We start from the raw sequence: 17,255 nt of genomic DNA on the forward strand, positions 1-17,255 counted from the left end.
CTGCCGTCTTCGCGAGCAAGCCTGCTCCCACCTGGATTGCGCGTTATTGAGTCGCTGTTAATCAGCGAATCCCCCTACAGCTATTTCCACCTTTCCCGACTTCTTTCCTGATCGATCCCACGCAAAGTCCCCGCGCCTAATTTTCTGCGCGAGGGATTGCTCATGTTCGACTCCTTATATCCAGCAACTCCGTACTTCTCGGTGCGTTGATGGAGCACGTTACCCGCATCGAGGAGGAACTCGACAACTTTCCGCACACCCTCTCGCTCTATCGCGAACAGCTCAATCACTGGCTCAACCGAGCCGCCGACCAGGCCAGCCACGTGGCGGATCTGCCGTCGCTGATGGGCATGGAACGGATCATCCGGTTCGCAAGCTCCAGCACCGTTGTCAGCAGCGGCGACGACGAGTTTATCTCCACCGTCGTCGAGTGCCCGAAAGGCGGAAAGCTCGAAATCGAGAGCAAGTTCGAATCGGTTTATGACATTCCCGTGGGGGACATTCAGGTCGATGTGATCGCGATGGATGGCGGTAAGTCGACGCCGGTCACGCTCGATAAAAACGGCAAGGGAACATTCCGAGGGGAAGAGGGCAAGTTCTACCGCGTTCACGTTCACAGCGAAGTGACGCCGGAACAAGTTGATGAGCTTTTTTCTTCCTATGGCGGCCTGACCACGAAGCTCGATAACTGGCTGCGTGAGGAATGGCAGACGTTCAAGCCGAAGTGGTCGGAATCATCTTCGGTTGCTGTAGGCAATGGAATGCTTGCGGGGAGTTGGGCGGCGATCGAAGGTGTATGGGACAGCATCAGCCTGCTGTCGGACATCCTCAAGGATCCCGACCGGTTTGCTAAGCGATTGGGTAGCGGTGCCGATCAGTTGCGCGAGCTGGCGGAAAAATCACCGCAGGTGATGCAAAAAATCCAGCTGCTGGCCAGTGACGAAGCGGCCCTGTGTTTGCTGCTGCGCACAGCTAGTCTGTGGCTGGACATGCTGCCACCTAGCGAGATCGCCGGTAAAACCGCTGAAGCGGTCTCGGCGGGCGTGGTGCAATTGCTGATCGACATTCTGATCGGGATTGTCCTGACGTTCGCCGGGGCGGGTGCCGGGATCGCCTATCTGAGCATGCGCCTGGTCAACTACGGCGCTCGAATCATCAATGCCGTAGTGCGCTTTATCAAAGCGATTTTCACGATCATCGACAGTTTCATGAAGTACGTCGACCAGTACAAAGCAGTCGCCGCACGCGGTGTCGCAGCGGGTCTGAAAAAAGGTCGGATGCAGCTGCGCTGGGATGCCAAACGCAACACCACACTGAAAAAAGACGAACACCACGACGACGCCTCGAAACAGGCCACCAACCCCAACGGCGACAGCGCCGATTCCGCCGACAAAACCGCCACCAACAAATGCCCGGTGTCGATGGTCACCGGCGAAGAACTGCTGACCCTCACCGACGGTTCGCTGGACGGCATCCTGCCGTTCGACTTCACCCGGCTCTATCGCACCAGCGCCGCCGAGATCGATTGCGGCCTCGGTTATGGCTGGAGCCATTCGCTCGCCCATCGGCTGGAAATCGAGGGCGACACGGTCATCTGGATCGACCACGAAAACCGCCGCACCACCTTCCCACTGCCATCTATTGAGCGCCCGGCGATCCACAACAGCCTGTCGCACGCCGCGATTTATCTCGGCGATGAGCCCGAGGAACTGATCCTCGTCCAGGCCGGCGACGACGCGCGTTTCTACCACTTTCACAACGGTCGTCTCACGGCGATCAGCGACGCATACGACAACCGCCTGCGCATCACCCGCGATCGCCAGCAGCGCATTCAGCGCCTCGACAACGGTGCCGGCCGCGCCTTGTTGTTACGCTATGACCGCGCTCATCTGATCGCCGTCGACTATCAGGTTTTTGTCCCGGCGCAGACCCTCGCCGAGGCCTGGCACACCGAGCAGACGCTGGTCAGTTACCGCTACGACGAACGCGCTCATCTGATCGAAGCGAGCAACGCCGCCGGGGAAAGCGAGCGTTACGATTACGACGACCGGCACGTGATCCTGCAGCGGCAACTGGCCGGTGGCGCGAGTTTCTTCTGGGCGTGGGAAAGGTCTGGCAAGGCAGCGCGCTGCATCCGGCACTGGGCGTCGTTTGCGCAGATGGATGCGCGTTATGTCTGGGATGACCACGGCAGCGTTACGGTCCTGAACATCGATGGCAGTGAAGAGGTTTACCTCCACGACGACCGCGCGCGGCTGGTGCGTAAGGTCGAGCTGAACGGTGGTGAACAGCTCAAGGCCTATGACGACAACGGCCGGTTGGTGGCCGAGCAGGATCCGCTCGGCGCCGTCACCGAATACCGTTACGACGAAGTCGGACGGTTGGTGGCGCTGATTTCGCCGGAAGACGAGCCAACGGCCTACGAGTATCGCAACGGTTTCCTGCATGCGCGCTATCGCGGCAAAGCGGTGTGGACCTACCAGCGCAATGCCCAGGGCGATGTCACTGAGGCGACCGATCCTGACGGGCAGGTCACCCACTATCACTACGACGAAAAAGGTCAGCTGCTGTCGATCCGCTACCCGGACACCAGCCGACATGTGTTCGTCTGGAATGCCTTGGGGCAGTTGCTCGAAGAGACTTTGCCGGACGGTGGGCAGCGAAAGTTTTCCTACGATGCGCTGGGTCGGCAGACGACCCGTCAGGATGAACACGGCGCGGTCACCCGCTACCAATGGGATGCCATCGGCCGACTGCTCCAGACGACTTTGCCTACCGGCGCCAGCCGCGGGTTCAGCTACAACGCCTACGGCCAGATCACCGCGGAGCGCGATGAACTGGGTCGCATCACCCGCTACGAATACGCCGACGACCTGCACCTGGTCAGCCGCCGGATCAATCCGGATGGAACCCAGCTCCAGTACCGCTACGACAACGCGCAGCTGCTGCTCACGGAAATCGAAAACGAATCCGGTGAAAAATATCGGCTGGACTACACGGCCAACGGCCTGATCCGACAGGAAACCGGATTCGACGGCCGCCGCACCGCGTATGCCTACGACCTCAACGGCCACCTGCTGGAGAAAACCGAGTTCGGCGACGACGGCTCGCAGCTGGTTACGGCTTATGAGCGGGACTCGGCCGGACGGTTGCTAACCAAGACCCTGCCCGATGGCATCCAGGTCAAGTACCGCTACGACTCGCTGGGCCGACTGACCAGCGTCGACGATGGCCACGACCATCCGCTGGAATTCGAGTACGACCAACAGGATCGCCTGATCACCGAGCATCAGGGCTGGGGCACCTTGCGTTATGCCTATGACGCCTGCGGCCAGCTCAACCGCCTGCGCCTGCCAGACGGCAGCAAACTCGATTACCACCACGCCAAGGGCGGCGCGCTGACGGCCATCGACCTCAACGGTGCACGTCTTACAAGCCACACGTACAAATTCGGTCAAGAGCAACAACGCCAACAGGGCCTGCTGCTCAGCGAATACGCCTACGACGACCAAGGCCGTTTGAAGGCCCATGCTGTCAGCCAACAGCAAAAAAGCCTGTACCGCCGCGACTATGCCTACAGCCTCAACGGCAACCTCGACCAGATCGCCGACACCCGCCACGGCCAACGCAGCTACCAGTACGACCCGCTCAACCGCCTGATTCGCGTGCGCCATTCCCGCGACGCCCCACCGGAAACCTTCGCCCACGATCCGGCCGGCAACCTGCTGATGCAGGACCGTCCCGGCGCCGCGAAGGTGATGGGTAATCGTCTGCTCATGCAAGGCGACCGCCACTACGACTACGACGCCTTCGGCAACCTCATCCGCGAACGCCGCGGCACCGCGCAAAAACTCGTCACCGAATACCGCTACGACTGCCAGCACCGACTGGTCGGCGTCACTACCCCGGACGGTCGTTGCTCCAGCTACCGCTACGACGCCTTCGGCCGCCGCATCGCCAAAACCGTCGATGGCAAAACTACCGAGTTTTTCTGGCAGGGCGATAACCTCGTCGCTGAAAGCAGCAAAGAGCATTACCGCAGCTACCTATACGAGCCGGGCAGCTTCCGCCCATTGGCCATGCTCGACGGCAAAGGCCCGAAAAAGGCCTGCCCGTTTTACTACCAACTCGATCACCTTGGAACGCCGCAGGAACTGACGGATTTTGGTGGTGAGATTGTCTGGTCGGCGAAGTACAGCGCCTACGGCAAAGTCACGCGTCTGGCGCTCGGTGGGGGCGAGCAGCTCGATCAGCCGCTGCGGTTTCAGGGGCAATATTTCGACGCCGAGAGCGGTCTGCACTACAACCGGCATCGGTACTATGATCCGGAGGTTGGTCGATACCTGACGCCGGATCCGGTCAAGTTGGCGGGTGGGCTGAACCAGTATCAATACACCCCGAATCCAACGGGATGGGTTGATCCGTTGGGGTTGAGCGGGAACTGTCCGCCACCGAATAAGCCTGGGTGTTCCGCGCCGGATGGTGTTGCTGGTGTCAAGGTGGATGAGGGTGACCCACCGCTGCCGAAGCTGACGACTGAACAGCGGCGCGCGCGGATAGATGAGTTGGCTGAGGCGAATGCCAAGGGGCGGGTCATGGCGATGGAGGATAAATACGACATGCACACTGTTAAAAAGCACAGTTCAGAAATACCTGATGCTGCACTAAAGCAGAGGGCTATTAATGGAGCACACCCTGAAACGGGAAGAGTTCCAGTACCACCAAGAGGAAATTTAAGCTCCCAGTTCGCAAACTGGAGAGTTCATTTTAATGCGTTGAACAAAGCTATGACGAGGGAAAGGCTCGGGCTGGACCCATATACAGGTCGGGATCACAATAATGACCCAATTGTAAGGATGGAGTTGCCTGGTGCGGGTCGCGGTTATCGACCGAACAAAAAAGACAATCCAAATCCCACGCTGAATGATGATTTAGATTGGTTTGAGGTTAAGTTTGATCAGGATAAGGTAGCTTGGCCGTATACGGGTTTTCCCTCGGAGAGAAAGTGATGTTGAAAGATCCCTTTATGAATGAAGATTTTGAACCGAACCTGATGTGGTTTATTGGGGTGTTTAATGTCTATGATCGTGAGGAGACTCGAGGGGAAGAACTCGTAGCCTTTGATCCTGATAATCAGGTTGATAGAGATGTTCTGATCGTTAGGTATAGTTTGAAATTGAGGTGTTTATCTTATCGGCACAAGTTTGTGTTGTTTGAGTTTTTGGCCGAAAAGCTAAAAGATTGTAACTATGACTTTCAAATTTTGTTCAATATAGACGATGTGTATGACTCAAGTTGGCCGCGAACTGAATGGTATGCGCTGAAAGACCCTCGTGGTTTTTTTGAGGATATATATAGATTGGCGAGCGAAGAGTGGAAAGACGATCTTCATAAGGCCAGCCTTGAAGATCAGTCCACATGGTGAAGTCCGTTAATTTAGTGTCTGAAGGATTTTATGACCGCTTCGCGCTCAATCGCGGGCAAGCCTCGCTCCTACAGGACGGCGGTGATCTGTAGGAGCGAGGCTTGCCCGCGATGGCGGTCTCATAGGCCGCGAAATTTCCGGACAAGCTCGTCGGAAGTTTCCTTCAACTCGTAGCGGTTTCCATGAACTGGTGCGAAATGAGCTCCATCGATAGTCTTTGGCAGTCACTGAAAATTCAGTGGCAGGGTGTAGGAACCCTTCAAGACTAGAGAGGACGCTTTGGCGTCGACACCTGAATTTGCGGCCATCAACGTGCGTCCGTAAGATCAGTTGCGGCGGCTGTGCGCGGGCACGCTTCGGTGTGGTCGAGTTCTCTGGTCTCGATATTCCTACCCCGCGTATAGCTGCCACCCAAGCCTGTAGGAAGGCTGATGGTAGCTCCACTTCTACCAGAGGTTTAAAAATGAAAAATCTTCACCCCGATCCACCCTACGAAAAACCAATTCCCCACCCCAAAAACCGCTTCATGGCGCTCACCAGCAACTGCACCGACATGCCCACCCTGTTCGTCGATACCCACGCGCCGCTCGATATCCTGACCGACGCCGCCAGCTATCGAATTCGTGCTGTAACGCAGGTGCTCGAAAATCTGTCCATGCGCGGCTCAGTCGAATGCGATTCGATGATTCTCAGCGACTTTGCTTTGCTCTGCGCCATTCCTCTGCGGGATGGGTGCGATGTGCTGGATGTGATTGGGCGGCGGTTGAGGGCACGGCCTTCGGAGTAGCGGCGGGCGTTGTTGTGGCGAGGGGGCAAGCTCCCTCGCCACAAGAGCAAGATCAAAAGATCGCAGCCTTCGGCAGCTCCTACGGGGGGCCTTCTTATGCTTCTGTGTCGGGAGAGGGGCCGCTTCGCGACCCAACAGGGGCAAGCCTCAATGCGCATCAGCACTCGGCGCGGCCGGTGGTTGTATCTTGCGCATCAAGGGCACCATCGCCGTGGCGAGGATGAAGCAGACCATGATCATCAGGAACGCGTCGCCATAGGTTTGTGTCTGCGCTTCGCGGTAGGTCAGCAGCCACAACTGACGCAGGCTGGCGGTGACGCCGATGTCACCGCTTTGGCCGAGGGCGGCGAAGTTATTGCCGACCTGGGATAGCCACTGATTGAGTGCTTCGTTGGTGCTGTTGAGGTTCTCCGCCAACCGGGTGAAGTGCAGGTTGGTGCGGTCATTGAGGATGGTCGCGCACGCCGCGATGCCCATCGCGCCGCCGAGGTTGCGCATCAGGTTGAACAACCCTGAGGCATGTTTGAGCCGTGCCGGTGCCAACCCGCCGAGGGTCAGGGTTACCGCGGGCGGCACTGCCAGTTGTTGAGCGATCCCGCGCAAGGCTTGTGGCAGCATCAATTCCTTAGCCCCCCAGTCGTGGGTGATCGGGCTGAAATCCCACATCGACAAGGCGAACAACCCAAGGCCGATCATCATGACCCAGCGCAGGTCAATGCGGTTGGCCAGAAAGGCGTACAGTGGAATCGCCAGAATCTGGAACACCCCGGTGGAAAAAACCGCCAGGCCAATATCCAGCGCGCCGTAGCCACGTACACGACCGAGAAACAGTGGCGTCAGGTAAATAGTCGCGAACAGGCCGATCCCCGTGACGAACGAAAAGAAACAACCGAGGGCGAAGTTGCGGTCTTTCAAGGCACGCAGATCGACGATCGGATTGGCCACGTGCAAGGTCCGACCGATGAAAGCCAATCCGGCCAGGCCGCTGATCCAGGCGGTGGTCAGGATCGTGCTGTCGCTGAACCAGTTGAAGCGTGGGCCTTCTTCGAGGGTGTATTGCAGGCAACCGAGAAACACCGCCATGAACAGCATGCTCAGGTAGTCGGCACCCTTGAGCAGCGACAGTTCCGGCTGGTCGATTTTCACCAGCATCGGCACCGCCACCGCGACGAAAATTCCCGGCACCAGGTTGATGTAGAACAGCCAGTGCCAGGACGAAATGTCGGTGATCCAGCCCCCGATCACCGGCCCCAGCGTCGGTGCCAGCGAGGCCACGGCACCGATGGTCGCGGCGGCGATTACCCGTTGTTTACCGGTGAAGAAAAAGAACGCGGTGGTGAACACCAGCGGGATCATCGAACCACCGAGAAACCCTTGCAAGGCGCGGAAGGCGATCATGCTCTGGATGTTCCAGGCCGCGCCGCAGAGCAGGCTGGCTAAAGTGAAACCCACCGCCGAAGCGCAGAACAACCAACGGGTCGAGAACACTCGGGACAGCCAACCCGACAGCGGAATCACGATGATTTCGGCGATCAGGTAACTGGTCTGTACCCATGCAGTTTCGTCGGTGCCAGCCGAGAGCCCGCCGCCGATGTCACGCAGCGACGCCGAGACGATCTGGATATCCAGCAGCGCAATGAACATGCCGATGCACATCGTGGCGAAGGCGAACACCTTGGTCGCCGTCGCCATGTTGGCGGCGTCGAACGGCAGCGCGGGGGCGGCGAGGGCGCGACTCATGGTGTGCTGGCCACGGTCGGGGTTTCAGGCTCGGCGCGGGTGTCCACTTCGGCAGTCACCGACAAACCGGGGCGCAGGTGACCGAGCACGCCGTCAGCGGGATCGAGCAGGATTCGCACCGGCACTCGCTGGACAATTTTGGTGAAGTTGCCAGTGGCGTTTTCCGGTGGCAGCACGCTGAACTGCGAACCACTGGCCGGCGCAAGGCTGTCCAGATGACCGTGGAATTCACGCCCCTTGAGCACGTCTGCATGAACGATCACACGTTGGCCCGGCGTCATCCGCGACAGCTGATCTTCCTTGAAATTGGCATCGACCCACAGCCCGCTGGCCGGCACCACCGACAACAGTTGCGAACCGGCCTGGGCATAAGCGCCGACCCGTGCCCGGCGATTGCCGATCACGCCGTCGACGGGGGCTTTCAACTCGGTGTAACCGACATTCAATTGCGCCAGATCACGCTCGGCCCGCGCCTGGATCAACGCGGCGCGCGCTTGCTGCTTCTGGGTTTCAATCACGTTCAATTGGCGTTGCGCGGCCAGCAATTCGGCTTGGGCTCGGGCACTCTGCGCCTGTGCAGTCTTGAAGGTGGCGTCGGCCCGTTGCGCGCTTTCCACCGAGACGGCATTGCTGTTCACCAGGCGTTTGTAGCGGGCGTTATCGTCCCGCGAGCGCGCGGTTTCGGCACCCGCGGCATCGATGCCGGCGCGGGCCTGGCCGATCACCGCGTGTTGCAGTTGTTCGGTGGCGTCGAGGTTGGCGAGTAACGCTTCTTCGGCAGCCACCGCACCTTCGGCCTTGGCCAGGTTGGCGCGATAGTCACGGGCGTCGAGCCGAATCAGCACATCGCCAGCCTTGACCTTCTGGTTGTCGGTGACCAGCACTTCTTCGATATACCCCGCGACTTTCGGCCCGATCACCGTGACGTCACCACCGATATAGGCATCGTCGGTTTCTTCGATGAAACGCCCGGCGGTCCACCAATGAGCTGCGTACAACCCGATAAACACTAAGGCAGCGATGGCTGCCGTCAGCAAGACCAGCCTTTTAAGCAGGGGAGGCTTGGGTGTGCTCACCGGGACAGCAAGGTCGGGTTCAAGGCTGGGCATGCTGGTCATGAACGGCGCTTTATTACATCTGTAATATGACGTAGGTAATATTAACTGACAATTGTTTTCTGCTGCCGATCGTCAGGTGCTCTTGGAATAGTGAGGGAAATGATTGGCTTCTATCACTGCTTGACTCTTTATCAGACGCTCTGAGGAATGATTTGCCGGCCTTAATAGGAAGCATTACTATTCACGCCTCCTCCCCACAGCACACCGCAATGACCCCCAAGCTGCCCCGCAGACACGGCTTTTTCGAGCATTACGAAGAGTTGATCGGCACCTGGACCCGTCGCCTGAGAAATCGTCAGCAGGCCGAGGACCTGGCCCATGACACCTTCGTGCGGGTGCTTGAGTCTGATTCGGCGGCGGTGCAACAACCTCGGGCGTATTTGCACCAGACCGCGCGCAACATTGCGGTGGACGGTTATCGGCGTGAGGATCGGCGGGGCGCCATGGAGTCGGAGGCGATCGATCACAGTGTGTCGTCGTCCGGCGACCCGGAGCATTTCATGCACGCGATCCAGTTGGCGGATTCCATCGAACGGGCGCTCACCGAGCTGCCGGTCAACTGTCGCAAGGTGTTCGTCTGGCAGAAGATCGAAGGCCTGACCCAGGCCGAAATCGCTGAGCGCCTGGGGCTGTCCAAGAACATGGTGGAAAAGTATATGATCCGCACCCTGCGGCATTTGCGTGATCGCCTGGACGGGTTACAGCCATGATTCGCCGCGCCTTTTCATCCCCGGCCAAACAGGACTTTCCATGATGGATACTCGTGATTGTGCGTGCGGGCAAACAACGGTTCGCGATGACGCGGCGCGGTGGTTTGTGCGTTTGCAGGAACCTGCCGTCAACGCCGAAGATCGGCGAGGCTTCGAGATCTGGCTGGACGAACACCCTCAGCATCGCGACGAATATCAAATGCTCCAGAGCCTGTGGGCGGCAACAGATCTGCTGCCCGCCAAGCGTTTGCACGCCTTGTGCGAAACCCCGCCGGCGCGCCGCACACGTCATCCGCTGGTGCGTTACGCGGTGGCCGCCAGTGTGTTGGCGGTGGCGCTCGGCCTGGGGTTGTTCAGTGGCTTGAACCCTCCGGCGACCTACACCGCTGAATATTCCACGGCCCTTGGCGAGCGTCGTCATGTGGCGTTGCCAGACGGTTCGGTGATCGATATGAACAGCCGCAGCCGGGTGCAGGTGCGCTATGAAAAAGATCGTCGCGGCATCGAGTTGACGCAAGGCGAGGCGATGTTCAGCGTCGAGCACGACAGCAGCCGACCGTTCGTGGTCGAGGCGGGCAGCGGCAAGGTCACGGTCACTGGCACCCGTTTCGACGTACGTCGCGACAACACTGAAACCCGGGTCGCGGTGGAGCAGGGCACGGTCAAGGTTCAAGGTAGCGGCGCCGATTTCGTCAGCCTCACCGCTGGCCTTGGCACTCGCGTCGATGCTCTGGGGAAGGTGGCCGCGGCCTATACGGTCAACTCTGCCGAACTGACCGCGTGGCGCAACGGCAAACTGGTATTCAACAATGCCAGCCTCAGCGAAGTGGCCGAAGAAGTGTCGCGTTATCGGGCAAAACCACTGACGGTCGGTAGCGCCAAAGTGGGCGATCTGCGCCTGACCAGCGTGTTCAAATCCGACAACACCGACGCCTTGCTCAAGGCCTTGCCGAGCATTCTGCCGGTAGCCATTCGCACCCTCGATGACGGCAGTCAGGAAATAATTGCCCGATAGATTCAGGTTTTTTTCGAGTTCTTCGTCTTCTTGTCCAACTGCAACTGGTTTGCATTAACAGCCGCACACTCTTGCGATCCACAGGACAATGTTCGACGTGAAAAAAACCACCGCTAAAAATAACAAATCATCCTGGTTGCCCCTCGCTCTCGCCCTGGCGGTCAGCTCGGCGCTGCCCCAGGCGTTCGCTGCCGATGCCATTCATATTCAGGCGCAGCCGCTGGGTCAGGCCTTGAGTCAGTTGGGTCAGCAAACCTCGCTGCAGGTTTTTTTCAGCCCTGAACTGGTGGCCGGCAAACAGGCTCTGGCAGTCGATGGCAATCTCTCGCCGGAACAGGCTTTGCGCCAATTGCTGCAAGGCAGCGGTCTGGAATATCAGATCGATGAAGGCTCGGTGACCCTGATACCAGCCCCGACTTCCGCCGCCAACGGTCCGCTGGAGTTGGGCGTGACCGACATCAAAGTGGTCGGCGACTGGCTCGGTGATGCCAACGCCGCCGTGGTGCAAAACCATCCCGGTGCGCGCACGGTGATCCGTCGTGAAGCCATGGTCGAGCAGGGCGCCATGAACGTTGGTGACGTGCTGCGTCGCGTACCCGGCGTGCAAGTGCAGGACGCCAACGGCACCGGCGGCAGCGACATTTCCCTGAACGTTGGCGTGCGTGGCCTGACCTCGCGCCTGTCGCCACGCTCCACCGTGCTGATCGACGGCGTGCCGGCCGCCTTCGCCCCTTATGGGCAACCGCAGCTGTCCATGGCACCGATTTCTTCCGGCAACCTCGACAGCATCGACGTGGTGCGCGGCGCCGGTTCCGTGCGTTATGGGCCGCAGAACGTCGGTGGCGTGATCAACTTCGTCACCCGCGCGATCCCGGAGAAAGCCACCGGCGAAATCGGCACCACCCTGGAAACCACCCAGCGCGGCGGCTGGAAACACATCGACACCGCGTTTCTCGGTGGCACCGCCGATAACGGCATGGGCGTGGCGCTGTTGTATTCCGGCGTGAACGGCAACGGTTATCGCAAAAGCAACAACAGTAATGACATCGACGACGTGATCCTCAAGACCCATTGGGCGCCCACCGATCAGGACGATTTCAGCCTCAATTTCCATTACTACGACGCCAGCGCCGACATGCCCGGTGGCCTGACGCAGAAGCAGTACGACGCTGATCCGTTTCAGTCCGACCGCGACCATGACAACTTCAGCGGCCGCCGCAAGGACGTGTCCTTCAAGTGGATTCGACAGATCGACGACCGCACCCAGGCCGAAGTGCTGACCTACTATTCCGACAGTTTTCGTGGCAGCACCATCGCCGCTCGCGACCAGAAAACCCTCAGCTCTTATCCGCGTACTTACTACACCTTCGGCATCGAACCGCGTGTGTCCCATGTGTTCGATCTGGGCCCGACCACTCAGGAAGCCAGCGTCGGTTATCGCTACCTGAAAGAGGGCATGCATGAAGAGGCGAGCCGTCTGGCGCTGGTGAACAATCAGCCGGTGGTCACCAAAACCTCCGATGGTCATGTGTTCCAGGATCGCACCGGCGGCACCGAAGCCCACGCTGTGTACATCGATGACAAGATCGACGTCGGCAACTGGACCGTGACACCCGGCATCCGTTTTGAAAGCATCAGTACCGAATGGCACGACCGGCCGGTGCTCGACACCGCCGGCAAACCTGTGCAGGAAAAACGCCGCAGCATCGACAGCAACGAACCGCTGCCGGCCCTGAGCGTGATGTATCACATGTCCGAGGCCTGGAAGCTGTTCGCCAACTACGAAACCTCGTTTGGCAGCCTGCAATATTTCCAGCTCGGTCAGGGGGGCTCGGGTGACAACACCGCCAACGGCCTGAACCCGGAAAAGGCCAAGACCTACGAGATCGGCACGCGCTACAACGATGACGTCTGGGGCGGGGAAGTGACGCTGTTCTACATCGACTTCGATAAAGAACTGCAATACATCAGCAACGATGTGGGCTGGACCAACCTCGGCGCCACCACGCACCAAGGCCTTGAAGCCTCGGTGCATTACGACATGGCGGCGCTGGACCCACGGCTCGACGGCCTGACCGCCAACGCCGGTTTCACCTACACCCGCGCCGTTTATGAAGGCGAGATTCCAGGCTTCAAGGGCCGCGACCTACCGTTCTATTCGCGTCAGGTGGCGACCGCCGGCCTGCGTTACGACATTAACCGCTGGACCTACAACCTCGATGCCTTTGCCCAATCCAAACAGCGCTCGCCAGGCACCGCGGTGAACGCTGATGGCAGTTTCAGCGGCAACTACATCACTGAAGGCAGCGCGGACGGCCAGTACGGCGACATCCCGGGTTACGTCACCTGGAACGTGCGTGGGGGGTATGACTTTGGCTCGCAACTGTCGAACCTGAAAGTCGGCGCAGGGGTGAAGAACATTTTCGACAAGCAATACTTCACCCGCTCCAGCGACAACAACTCGGGGATGTACGTCGGCGCACCACGTACATTCTTCGTGCAGGCCAGCGTCGGGTTCTGATCGACCGAGTTAACTTCATCGCGGGCAAGCCCGCTCCCACAGGATCTGTGTCGTACACAAAATCTGTGTCCGCTGAAGATCTCTTGTAGGAGCGAGGCTTGCCCGCGAAGACGGACATCCAGCCGAAAAAGCCGTCGCCTGACCCAACGCTTTCGCGAGCAAGCCCGCTCCCACATGATCTTTGGCGTACACAAATGCTGTGTTCACTGAAGATCCTTGTGGGAGCGAGGCTTGCCCGCGATGCTTTTAAACCTTCAACACCTTCCCGCCAATCGCCACGGCCACCAGCAACACCGCCATCAACCCAAAGGCAAAACTCAAACTGCTGCCATGGGCGATAAAGCCGATCACCGCAGGCCCGGCGAGAATCCCTGCATAACCCAGGGTGGTAATGGCCGGCACGGCAATGCTTTCCGGCATGACGGTCTGTTTGCCCACGGCGGTATAGAGCACCGGTACGATGTTCGAACAGCCAGCGCCGAGCAGCGCATAACCCACCAGTGCCGCTTCCCAGCTCGGTGCGAATGTCGCCAGCGCCAGGCCCGCCGCGGCCGTCGATCCACCGAACACAATCACTCGTGTAGCACCGAGGCGCCGGACAATCGCATCGCCGGTCAAACGCCCGACAGTCATGGTCAACGCAAACGCCGCATAACCCAGCCCTGCATACGCCGTGTCGATCCCGCGCTCCTGCGCCAGGAACACCGCGCTCCAGTCGAGCGCCGCACCTTCGGCCAGGAACACGATGAAACACATCCCGCCGATAAACAGCACGATGCCATGCGGCACGGCAAACGCCGGGCCGGAGCTTTCGCTGCCATAGGGCAATAGATGCGGCGCGGCCTTGAGCAACGCCACCACCAGCAGCACGATCACCACCAGCATCGCCCCCAGTGGCGACATCCCCAAGCCGAGCAGCGCGCTGACACCCGCCGCGCCGACGATTCCGCCAAGGCTGAACAACCCATGAAACCCCGACATCATGGTCTTGCCGCTGGCTCGCTCAACGATTACCGCTTGCAGGTTCACCGTCGAATCCACCGTGCCCAGGCCCGCGCCGAACATGAACAACGCCGCAATCAATGCCGGAATCGTAGACACCGTCGCCAACAGCGGCAGTGCCGCACAGATCAACAAAGTCCCGCCGCTCAACACCCGACGGCAGCCGAAACGCGTCGCCAGAATACCGGCCATGGGCATCGCCAGAATCGAGCCCACTCCCAGACACAACAGCAACAGTCCTAGGGTGCCTTCATCCAGCCCGGCCCGCGCCTTGGCGTAAGGCACCAGTGGCGCCCAGGCCGCGATGCCGAAGCCTGCGATGAAAAAGGCGATGCGGGTGGACATCTGTTCCAGACGTCCGGGGACGAAGGTGGCTTGGGTGTTGAGGTTGGTCATATCAATCCTTGGCAAAAAACGTCGCGTCCCCAAGGGACAGTGAACAACCGCAAAGGGTTCGCTCAGCACGTCCGGGTGGAATCGCAGTCAGGCAGGGTGACATCCTTGCACAGCCGGCCGCTGTTTCGCGATATCGTCGACGCATCAATTGTTCATAGAGGGGGTGCCATGACGCGGATGTACGATGCTCGAGGGAATATCTACGCGGTCGTGATGCCTGATGCGCTGCGCGGTTGCGGTATCGACCTGCCTGAACAAGCCAGCCTGGCCGCGCAAAGCCGTGGGGCCTGGGCGTCGTCGGCCATCGAGGCGTTCTGCGGCTGGGTCCCCGGTACACAACCGCCCGGCAGCAAGGCACATCGCTGCGATGGTTTGCTGGTGGGGCCGTTTCAATCGTCGCCGCCTTTTGACCTGTTGATCGTCAACACCGACGGCACCCTGGCCGAGCGCAGTGGCAATGGCCTGACGATTTTTTCCCAGGCCCTTGGCGAACAAGGGCTGATGCCGACGAAAGAGGCCTGTCAGCTGCGGGTTCATCACGACAAGAGCGATGCGCTTTCGCCGGTGGAGACCTCAGTGAAACCCGCTGAAATCGATGGTGTGCAAGGGTTCTGGCTGGACTTGGGGCGGCCATCATTCGGGCCTGAAGCGGTGGCTGCGCAAGGCGTTGAACCCGTGACGTTGAACGGTCGAGAAGTCAGTCATGTGCGGCGATTGTCGGCGCTCGATCCTGCCTGGAACCGCAGCCAGTTCGTACGCATCGGTAATCCCCACTGCGTGACGTTGGTGACAGGTGCCGATGCGTTGCCGAGTAACGCGCAGATGCGCGAGTCGGCGTTGGCCAACGGATTGACCCGCATCGCCTACGCCCTGCCGATCGGGGCAGGGCAGCCGTGTGCGGCAGGGGTGAACCTGCAATGGGCGATGCTTGAATCCGAGGGACGAATCGTTGCGCGGGTGTTCGAGCGCGGCGAAGGGCCGACCGCGTCGTCAGGCACCAGCGCCAGTGCGGTGGCGTGTGCGGCGTGGCGCGTGGGATGGGTTACGGCGGGGGAGGTGAAGGTGGTCATGCCTGGCGGCACGGCGCCGATTTTGCTGGAAGAATTGGATGGCGAATTGAGTCGGGTCAGGTTGTTTGGTACGGCGCGGTTGATGGGTTGAATTCAAGATCCTCTTCGCGGGCAAGCCTCGCTCCTACAGGTTTTGTGTCGTTCGCCGACAATGCGAACGGCTCAAATCCGTAGGAGCGAGGCTTGCCCGCGAAGAGGCCTGCACAGTCAGCGAAAACTCAGAGTTGATCCGCCCATTCCACCACCGGCATCTGCCGCTTCATCAACACCTTACCCCCGCGAACCGAGTACAGCGGCAAACCCTGACTACGAATCACCTCATAATCGCTGTCCGCCGATAGAATCAGCAGGTTCGCCGGCCGCCCTTGCTCCAGCCCATAACGATCGCCCAGGTTCATGGCCTTGGCACTGTTGTCGGTCACCAGATCCAGCGCGCTCTGCAGATTGCGATAACCGAGCATATGGCAGATGTGCAACCCAGCCTCGAGCACCCGCAGGATATTGCCGTTGCCCAGCGGATACCACGGGTCGACAATCGAGTCCTGACCGAAACACACATTCATCCCCGCTTCGAGCAACTCATTCACCCGGGTCACGCCACGGCGTTTCGGGAAGCTGTCGAAGCGTCCTTGCAGGTGAATGCTTTCGGTCGGGCAGGAGACAAAGCTGATCCCCGAATGCCCGAGCAGCCGAAAGAGCTTGGCGCAGTAGGCGTTGTCGTAGGAGCCCATGGCCGTGGTGTGGCTGGCGGTAACGCGCGAACCCATGTCGCGGCTGCGGGCCTCTTCGGCCAGCACTTCAAGGAAGCGCGAGTGCGGGTCGTCGGTTTCGTCGCAATGCACGTCCACCAGGCAACCGGTGCGCTCGGCCAGGTCCATGAGGAACTTCACCGAACTGACGCCCTGATCCCGGGTGTATTCGAAGTGCGGAATACCCCCGACTACATCGGCGCCCAGGCGGATCGCTTCTTCCATCAGCTCCCGACCGTTGCGGTATGACTCGATGCCTTCCTGAGGGAACGCGACGATTTGCAGGTCGATCAGGTGGCGGCTTTCCTCGCGGACTTCGAGCATCGCCTTGAGCGCCGTCAGTTCCGGGTCGGTGACATCGACGTGGGTGCGCACATGCTGAATGCCGTGGGCGGCGAGGGTCTGGATGGTCTTCTTGGCGCGGGTCTTGGTGTCTTCCTGGGTGATCGTTGCCTTGCGCTCGCCCCAGCACTCGATGCCTTCGAACAGCGTGCCGCTCATGTTCCAGCGCGGCTCGCCGGCGGTCAGGGTGGCGTCGAGGTGAATGTGCGGCTCGACGAAGGGCGGCACCACCAGATTACCGCTGGCATCCAGGTCATCAGGCCCCAGGGACGGGGCTTCGGTTTGCCGGGCGATGCTGTGAATCAGGCCGTTTTCCAGGTGCAACTCATGCAGGCCTTCTTGGTTGCGCAGGCGGGCGTTGATGATATGCATCAGGCGAA

General features: G+C 59.9%; 11 protein-coding genes. 7 read left to right on the forward strand and 4 right to left on the reverse strand.

The annotated features are described in order from the left end of the window. The first annotated feature begins 209 nt into the window (after positions 1 to 209). From TU81_RS23620 to TU81_RS23630, 3 genes are all read left to right on the forward strand, one after another. Complete coding sequence (locus TU81_RS23620) at positions 210 to 5,009, forward strand: RHS repeat-associated core domain-containing protein (protein ID WP_048396757.1); 4,800 nt, start codon at positions 210 to 212, stop codon at positions 5,007 to 5,009. Continuing rightward, complete coding sequence (locus TU81_RS23625) at positions 5,009 to 5,425, forward strand: hypothetical protein (RefSeq protein WP_038982342.1); 417 nt, start codon at positions 5,009 to 5,011, stop codon at positions 5,423 to 5,425. The genes TU81_RS23620 and TU81_RS23625 overlap by 1 nt, the downstream gene beginning before the upstream one ends. A gap of 463 nt (positions 5,426 to 5,888) precedes the next feature. Beyond that, positions 5,889 to 6,212, forward strand: a complete 324-nt coding sequence (locus TU81_RS23630) for a hypothetical protein (RefSeq protein WP_038982343.1) — start codon at positions 5,889 to 5,891, stop codon at positions 6,210 to 6,212. Positions 6,213 to 6,359: 147 nt separating this feature from the next. On the opposite strand, the gene TU81_RS23635 is transcribed toward TU81_RS23630, so the two are convergent. Together TU81_RS23635 and TU81_RS23640 are read right to left on the reverse strand one after the other, a co-directional pair. After that, entirely contained in the window at positions 6,360 to 7,952 is a 1,593-nt protein-coding gene (locus TU81_RS23635; protein ID WP_048396759.1) for a DHA2 family efflux MFS transporter permease subunit, read from the reverse strand. Next, positions 7,949 to 9,070, reverse strand: coding sequence for an HlyD family secretion protein (locus TU81_RS23640; protein WP_048396761.1), 1,122 nt, complete (start codon positions 9,068 to 9,070; stop codon positions 7,949 to 7,951). The genes TU81_RS23635 and TU81_RS23640 overlap by 4 nt, the downstream gene beginning before the upstream one ends. A gap of 209 nt (positions 9,071 to 9,279) precedes the next feature. Here TU81_RS23640 and TU81_RS23645 point away from each other — a divergent pair, with 209 nt between their 5' ends. From TU81_RS23645 to TU81_RS23655, 3 genes are all read left to right on the forward strand, one after another. Next, complete coding sequence (locus TU81_RS23645; protein ID WP_007907700.1) at positions 9,280 to 9,780, forward strand: sigma-70 family RNA polymerase sigma factor; 501 nt, start codon at positions 9,280 to 9,282, stop codon at positions 9,778 to 9,780. A gap of 40 nt (positions 9,781 to 9,820) precedes the next feature. Beyond that, positions 9,821 to 10,795 carry a FecR family protein gene (locus TU81_RS23650; RefSeq protein WP_048396762.1) on the forward strand — a complete coding sequence of 325 codons (975 nt, stop codon included), beginning with the start codon at positions 9,821 to 9,823 and terminating at the stop codon, positions 10,793 to 10,795. Between the two features lie 97 nt (positions 10,796 to 10,892). Further along, a complete protein-coding gene (locus TU81_RS23655) occupies positions 10,893 to 13,316 on the forward strand; it encodes a TonB-dependent siderophore receptor (RefSeq protein WP_048396947.1) in 2,424 nt (807 codons plus the stop codon). A 246-nt stretch (positions 13,317 to 13,562) separates the two neighbouring features. Here TU81_RS23655 and TU81_RS23660 read toward each other — a convergent pair whose 3' ends face one another. After that, a complete protein-coding gene (locus TU81_RS23660) occupies positions 13,563 to 14,714 on the reverse strand; it encodes an MFS transporter (RefSeq protein ID WP_048396764.1) in 1,152 nt (383 codons plus the stop codon). Between the two features lie 168 nt (positions 14,715 to 14,882). Here TU81_RS23660 and TU81_RS23665 point away from each other — a divergent pair, with 168 nt between their 5' ends. Next, positions 14,883 to 15,875 (forward strand): diaminopimelate epimerase, encoded by a 993-nt coding sequence (locus tag TU81_RS23665; protein ID WP_048396766.1) that lies wholly within the window; start codon positions 14,883 to 14,885, stop codon positions 15,873 to 15,875. A gap of 127 nt (positions 15,876 to 16,002) precedes the next feature. Here the strand turns inward: TU81_RS23665 and codA are convergent, their stop codons facing one another. Then, positions 16,003 to 17,247 carry a cytosine deaminase gene (codA, locus tag TU81_RS23670; RefSeq protein ID WP_038982351.1) on the reverse strand — a complete coding sequence of 415 codons (1,245 nt, stop codon included), beginning with the start codon at positions 17,245 to 17,247 and terminating at the stop codon, positions 16,003 to 16,005. Positions 17,248 to 17,255 lie beyond the last annotated feature (8 nt).

It is taken from the genome of Pseudomonas lini (assembly GCF_001042905.1).
GTDB classification, from domain to species: domain Bacteria; phylum Pseudomonadota; class Gammaproteobacteria; order Pseudomonadales; family Pseudomonadaceae; genus Aquipseudomonas; species Aquipseudomonas lini.

Bases quoted from the DNA above. Each gene is read 5' to 3' on its own strand.
- TU81_RS23620 (WP_048396757.1), top strand. From the start codon at position 210: ATGGAGCACGTTACCCGCATCGAGGAGGAACTCGACAACTTTCCGCAC.
- TU81_RS23625 (WP_038982342.1), top strand. From the start codon at position 5,009: ATGTTGAAAGATCCCTTTATGAATGAAGATTTTGAACCGAACCTGATG.
- TU81_RS23630 (WP_038982343.1), top strand. From the start codon at position 5,889: ATGAAAAATCTTCACCCCGATCCACCCTACGAAAAACCAATTCCCCAC.
- TU81_RS23635 (WP_048396759.1), bottom strand. From the start codon at position 7,952: ATGAGTCGCGCCCTCGCCGCCCCCGCGCTGCCGTTCGACGCCGCCAAC.
- TU81_RS23640 (WP_048396761.1), bottom strand. From the start codon at position 9,070: ATGACCAGCATGCCCAGCCTTGAACCCGACCTTGCTGTCCCGGTGAGC.
- TU81_RS23645 (WP_007907700.1), top strand. From the start codon at position 9,280: ATGACCCCCAAGCTGCCCCGCAGACACGGCTTTTTCGAGCATTACGAA.
- TU81_RS23650 (WP_048396762.1), top strand. From the start codon at position 9,821: ATGATGGATACTCGTGATTGTGCGTGCGGGCAAACAACGGTTCGCGAT.
- TU81_RS23660 (WP_048396764.1), bottom strand. From the start codon at position 14,714: ATGACCAACCTCAACACCCAAGCCACCTTCGTCCCCGGACGTCTGGAA.
- TU81_RS23665 (WP_048396766.1), top strand. From the start codon at position 14,883: ATGACGCGGATGTACGATGCTCGAGGGAATATCTACGCGGTCGTGATG.
- codA (WP_038982351.1), bottom strand. From the start codon at position 17,247: ATGCATATCATCAACGCCCGCCTGCGCAACCAAGAAGGCCTGCATGAG.